Origin of the sequence: Rhodopirellula maiorica SM1 (assembly GCF_000346295.1) — a bacterium.
GTDB lineage: Bacteria > Planctomycetota > Planctomycetia > Pirellulales > Pirellulaceae > Novipirellula > Novipirellula maiorica.
In genome coordinates this window covers 1-5,416 of the sequence record NZ_ANOG01000724.1, presented here as the reverse complement: position 1 = coordinate 5,416, position 5,416 = coordinate 1, and the positions used below count along the sequence as shown (strand labels likewise).

Annotated in this window: 3 protein-coding genes; 2 read left to right on the top strand and 1 reads right to left on the bottom strand. The window is 53.0% G+C overall.

What is annotated here, in order from left to right; translation table 11 throughout:
- Window positions 1-702 precede the first annotated feature (702 nt).
- Together RMSM_RS23430 and RMSM_RS23420 are read left to right on the top strand one after the other, a co-directional pair.
- Window positions 703-1,281 (top strand): hypothetical protein, encoded by a 579-nt coding sequence (locus RMSM_RS23430; RefSeq protein ID WP_008702300.1) that lies wholly within the window; start codon window positions 703-705, stop codon window positions 1,279-1,281.
- A gap of 1,169 nt (window positions 1,282-2,450) precedes the next feature.
- Complete coding sequence (locus RMSM_RS23420) at window positions 2,451-3,278, top strand: hypothetical protein (RefSeq protein WP_144057898.1); 828 nt, start codon at window positions 2,451-2,453, stop codon at window positions 3,276-3,278.
- Window positions 3,279-4,574: 1,296 nt separating this feature from the next.
- Here RMSM_RS23420 and RMSM_RS23415 read toward each other — a convergent pair.
- Window positions 4,575-5,416, bottom strand: an 842-nt coding sequence (locus RMSM_RS23415; RefSeq protein ID WP_040769151.1) for a serine hydrolase domain-containing protein, incomplete at its 5' end; no start/stop codon positions are given.

Here is a 5,416-nt window from a genome sequence, read left to right as displayed (position 1 = left end):
GTACGCCGAAACCGGTGACCTTGATCGCAACTTTTCCTGGTCGCTCAACATTTCAAATAACGCCGCGATGGAATACAATTGCCGGCTTGATTGTGGCGATCGCAGGCCGCTATCTGTCGTCTTGGGCCTTGATCGTGACCTTCCACGATGGTCAAACTATTACGGGTAGCAATAAAATGCAGGGGAGAACGCGAACTGATCTTGGGCGATGGAAGGTTCATCGCGCGATCCCCGTGATTTCAGACGTTGTGGCACTGAATTGATGGAAGCTGAGAACCCTTACAAGTCCCCATCGCCAATTAGCACGGACATGCCCAGCATTGTTGACTATCGAGACTATTCTCCTCACGCACCGGCTACCGACTATCGGCATTGTGACTTCAATACTCAAGTTCTTGCTCGCGACCCACGTTGCCATTGCCGTCGGCGTCAGTTCCGCGTTTGTATTTCCCGTTCTTTCCGCACGTTTTGGCTACGTGGCCATTACGGTTGTCATGATCGTCGTGCTTTTGTTTGTTTTCTTTCGATAGCATTCGTCTATTGAACGACTCCGGTGGCTCTTGTGGTGACGCTAGATGGCAGGAAAATCTCATCATCTTCCTGCCAACATTTTCCTGCCATATTGGACGCCCTATCGATGCTTCAAAGCATCCGTCGGCTGCGATTGACCGACGCCTGTCGAGCACGAGCACGAGTACCGCGGTGCTGAGTACGAGTGCGATCCAAGACAAAACGACGGCTGAATGGCCGACTGCTGATTGGGGCACAACTGAAATGAAGATCGAAGTGATACATAAAGCTGTGAAAATCGCGGTTGCGATATTCTGTTGCATGCCGGCGGCGTCCACCTTGGCTGAAGATTCGTTTACAGTTCCGGAGACGATCGTAAACGTGACGATTGAACCGTTGCGTGATGGGCGCGAAATGATTCTCACGGGTGCCAAAATCTTTTTTGAGACAGCCCAATCAAGCTATCATGTGGAATCACAACGCGAGCGTCCTGAGTTGGCAAATCGGACCCAAGACGTTGTGATACTTCAGTCGAAACTGGTGCGTTTCGGTGTACACCAACTGAAATTTCAATCCGTCGAGGGAGCAGAGATTGATCTCGACACCGTTCAGTCCCGCCTCAAGAAAAACCCGCTTGTTTTGCTGCTGCCTTCCGGTGCTTCAATTCACCCTCAATTTGCTGCGGCACTGAATCCAGAGACGGTCGTCGCGATGCGAGCCGATAGCCGACGATCACCCCAACGTCTTGTTCCACGTCCCAACGGCGGGTAACGAGCGAGTGCGCCCGATCTCGCGAATTAGACGGTTTTGAACTGGAAAATCTTTCGCGTGTACTGAGTGACGTATAATATTATAGCAGTGTGATTCGCGCGAACGACATTGTTGTTACTTTGCGTTTCTCTGCGACTTCGCGTCCTCTGCGTTAAAAAGCAGCAAACGCAGAGATCGCAGAGGTAGTGGGCCGATGATTAGCCTAGTTACATTTGCTAGTCAATAACTAGAGCTATGTGATGGTGACGCAAGCGGCGGTGGACGCCGTTCTCAAACGGAAACCCAACTGCCCGCACATCGCAAACGTTTTGCCACTCAAGAAATCGTGCTCGTACTCGTGCTCAGGCGTCAGCCGGTACTCGTACTCCGATCTCGATACGGGGCCGCAAAGGCCGAACCGATCTTCGACCACGATCGACTCGATGTTTACCGTCTCTCGATCCAGTGCGCATCGATGACGACTCGGTTGATTTCGCGTCTGGACGTCGTCGCTGAGTCCGACCCAGTACAATGCTGGAAATCGAGTGCAAGTACGAGTACCGCGGTGCTGAGTACGAGTACGATGAAGGCGGTCTGTCATAACTGGTTTGTGCACCCGAGAATGGTTTGCGAGGCTTGGCAGATGGAAAAGCAATCGTCCGTCATAGGTGAGGACCACCGTGCTTGCATTCCATGCTTGGTTGGAGGCCTGGTTTGGTTGGAGGCCTGGTTTGGTTCGCGTGGTTCGGTCTCGCTCGGGGACTTCCCGGTACTGTTGGGCAAACACTGGTTCCGAGAGTCATTTTCCTGCCTCTTTGCTCGATCGGAGTTGGCAGGAAGATGGAGACAGGAAGATTTCAGCAGTGGTTGAGTTGTGAAACGACTGCTCCGCGGTCGATTGTTGCTCAGCCGCACTTCGGCCAGTAATCTAAGGGCTGCGGAGCCAGACCGTTGAGAGAGTCATCCGCAATACAGACACAGCATAAAAACCAAGTGGTGCACTCGAGCGGTGGCAACGTCTTTTCGTGACCACAACGATCTGAACGCCGCCGTGTGACCACCAACGTTATACGATTGATTTGAGGCTGCTCAGGTGATTCCCGACAACTCAGAGATCTGTGGTTCGGGCGAACTTCGCAACCCATGGTTTCGTGATGACAACAACTCACCCACGATCTGGAGATTCGATCATGCGACTCACAATAGCGATTCTGTTTGGCGTTATTTGCTGTTTCGTCAATCAGCGGGGCGATGCCGATTCACCTGACGGTAAGCCCCACGGCAAAGACTTCTCAAGCAGTCTTCACTCGCACCCGGACGCGCAACCGGTTGTGTTGCCCAAGCGTTATCAACAAGCGGTCAAAAACGCGGTAAATGCGACGGAAGAAAATGTCTCACGCGAACTCACACCGATATTGCAGAGCAACCAGGAGCTGATTTGGCGGGGCAGCGGCAACGACCGGCAAGTCCTCGTGGCGACTTGGACAACACACAAGTCTTACTATCCCAGTCCCGGTACAACGTTCCAGGAGAAGTACACGCTATGGGTCACGGCCGCGCCGAAATTGAAAGAGTTTTGTGTTGATTATGATCCTGGTGAAAGTGACACGACGTTGCCGCGCCGCTTGGAACAACTACTCGGTTTGCCGCCGAACAGTGGCCATAAGTTTGTCGTTGAGCTGTGGGTTAATCCCAACGATCTGTATCGTCCAAGCGCTGATCCTGAGATCACCGATTACGAGGCGCAGCTCAAATTTCCAGACGTAAGCGGATATGTGTGGGTAAGCGAGTGTTATAAACAGTGGTATCACAGCACCGCCGATGCACGGTACACACCGTCGAGCGGGCCGGCCTATCCTTGGACACGACTCGGCTACACCTACGATTGGGGTAATGACGAAACGCGAGTCGGATTGAGCGAATTTGTCATACGTGAGAGGGCCGAGTTGACGGTCCACTCGGTTAACACGACCGAAAACTACGGCAAGAGCGCGTCGCCGAAACGAGAAAAACACTAGGCCATCGGGATTCGCGACAGAACTTGAGGATGGACTGGAGCAGCCGATCCAGTCGGTCTTGACGGTGGGCTGTTCAGCGGCGGCTCAGTTATGCCACTGAAGAAATCGTGCAGCTGCTCGTGCTCAGGCGTTCGCCGGTACTCGTACTCCGATCTCGAAGCGAGCCTGCAAAGAGGAGTGAGGAGTGAGGAGTGAGGAGTGAGGAGTGAGGAGTGAGGAGTGGCTGCCCGTGACGAAGCTTGAGTGTTGCTGCCGCAACTTTAGGTTGCCTTCATTTGACTGGATTTCCGTAATGATGTGCGGGCGGAAGTGATCAGGCACACCGCCAATTGCGTTCGGCGGTCACCCCGTTGACGGTCCGGCAAAAAGATGAGGGGCAAAAAGATATGGAGACCGATATATGCGGGATAAAGGCAAGAAACCGTCATGCATCCCCCCATTTTTTAACCTCTCATCTTTTAACCTGCTTTGCTTTCTAGGTGCTGCGCATTTGAACTGAACGTAACAGTGCTGCTTTCGGTTGCGCATGACGTGGATTTCTGTCGTTCCTTTGGGACCTGGAAAAGTACTGCTGGTCTAATGCCTCTGGCTGCTTACTGCGGTCAATGTTGGCAAAATGATTGATGGGCAAAATGATTAAAAAACTAGACTACCTCGGTCCTGGAAATCATTTTGCCAAATCATTGTTCACGAGCGCCACGCAGATCCACTGGCGGTAGGTGCGATGGTAGGTTTGATGGCACGCCAATTAGGGATGCCGACGACTGGATTGTTGGAACACTCATTCCCGCTCACTAACACGAATCGATCTGCAGGCTCTGAGATGCCAGAATTGCGACGCTGTCGAGGCGGCCTCTGGTAATCGCATTGCGTTCGGTAATCGCCATGCTGAAGGTCCGGCAAAAAGATGAGGGGCAAAAAGATGTGGAGACCGATATATGCGGGACAAAGGCAAGAAACCGTCATGCATCCCTCCATTTTTTAATCCTTACATCTTAACCCGTTTCCTTTCTTCGGTGCCGCGCATGACGTGGATTTCTGTCGTTCCTTTGGGACCTGGAAAAGTACTGCTGGTCTAATGCCTCTGGCTGCTTACTGCGGTCAATGTTGACAAAATGATTGATGGGCAAAATGATTAAAAACCAAACCGCCTCGATCCTGGAAATCATTGTGCTAACTGATCGGCACTAGCGGTCGATCTATAATCAGTACATCGGCAATCAATAGCCAAGTTCGATCCAAGCTGTGGCGACGCGGTCGCAAGTATTTGCACCTAACAGCGCAAAGCCGCAATCGCTACTTCACCGCATCGGCTGCGATGGTGCCGATGCGTCCGGCCAACGCATTCACACTGCCTTTGCCGTTGGGGTGAACTCGATTACTCAGGAAAATCACATAGAGTTTCAGCTCGGGATCGATCCACATCGCGGTACCGGTAAAACCACCATGGCCAAACGCGGCGTCCGTCATCGTCTTGCCGCGGTTGGATGAGTATCCCGATTGCTTGTCCCAGCCGAGTCCTCGCAACGCGTCCCCGGGAACGGAGTACGACGCAGTCATCGCGTCAAACGTGGCCGCTGAAACGATCATGGTGTCATCGAGAGTTCCTCGGTTGCACATCGCGGTTGCATAGCCAGACAGATCCGAGGCGGTGCTGAATAGTCCCGCATGTCCCGCCACACCGCCCAGCGCGTAGGCTCGCGGGTCGTGGACTTCGCCTTGCATCCAGTGTCCGCCTCGTTGCTCGGTGGTGGCGGCCCGTTGTTGCAGTGACGCGGTTGGTTTGTAGCCTGTTTCGTTCATCCCCAGCGGTTGGAAAATCGTTTGTTGCGAATACGCGTCCAGATCCATTCCGGTTTTACGACGAACGATTTCTCCGAGCACAATGAAGCCGACGTCCGAGTAGCGAAACTTTGAACCTGGCGTGTAGTTGAGTCCCAGATTCATCACATTGTCGATCGCGGCAGTGGGCGATTCTTGGTAATCCGAGATTGCATTGTCAGGGGTCAGCCCGCTGGTGTGCAGCAACAATTGTTTGATCGTGATCGGTTCCTTGCCGTGGTTGCCGAACTCGGGTAAGTGTTGCGAGACAGTGTCATCCACATTGATGACGCCTTTCTCCACAAGCGTCATCACGC

Bases quoted from the DNA above. Each gene is read 5' to 3' on its own strand.
- RMSM_RS23420 (WP_144057898.1), top strand. From the start codon at position 2,451: ATGCGACTCACAATAGCGATTCTGTTTGGCGTTATTTGCTGTTTCGTC.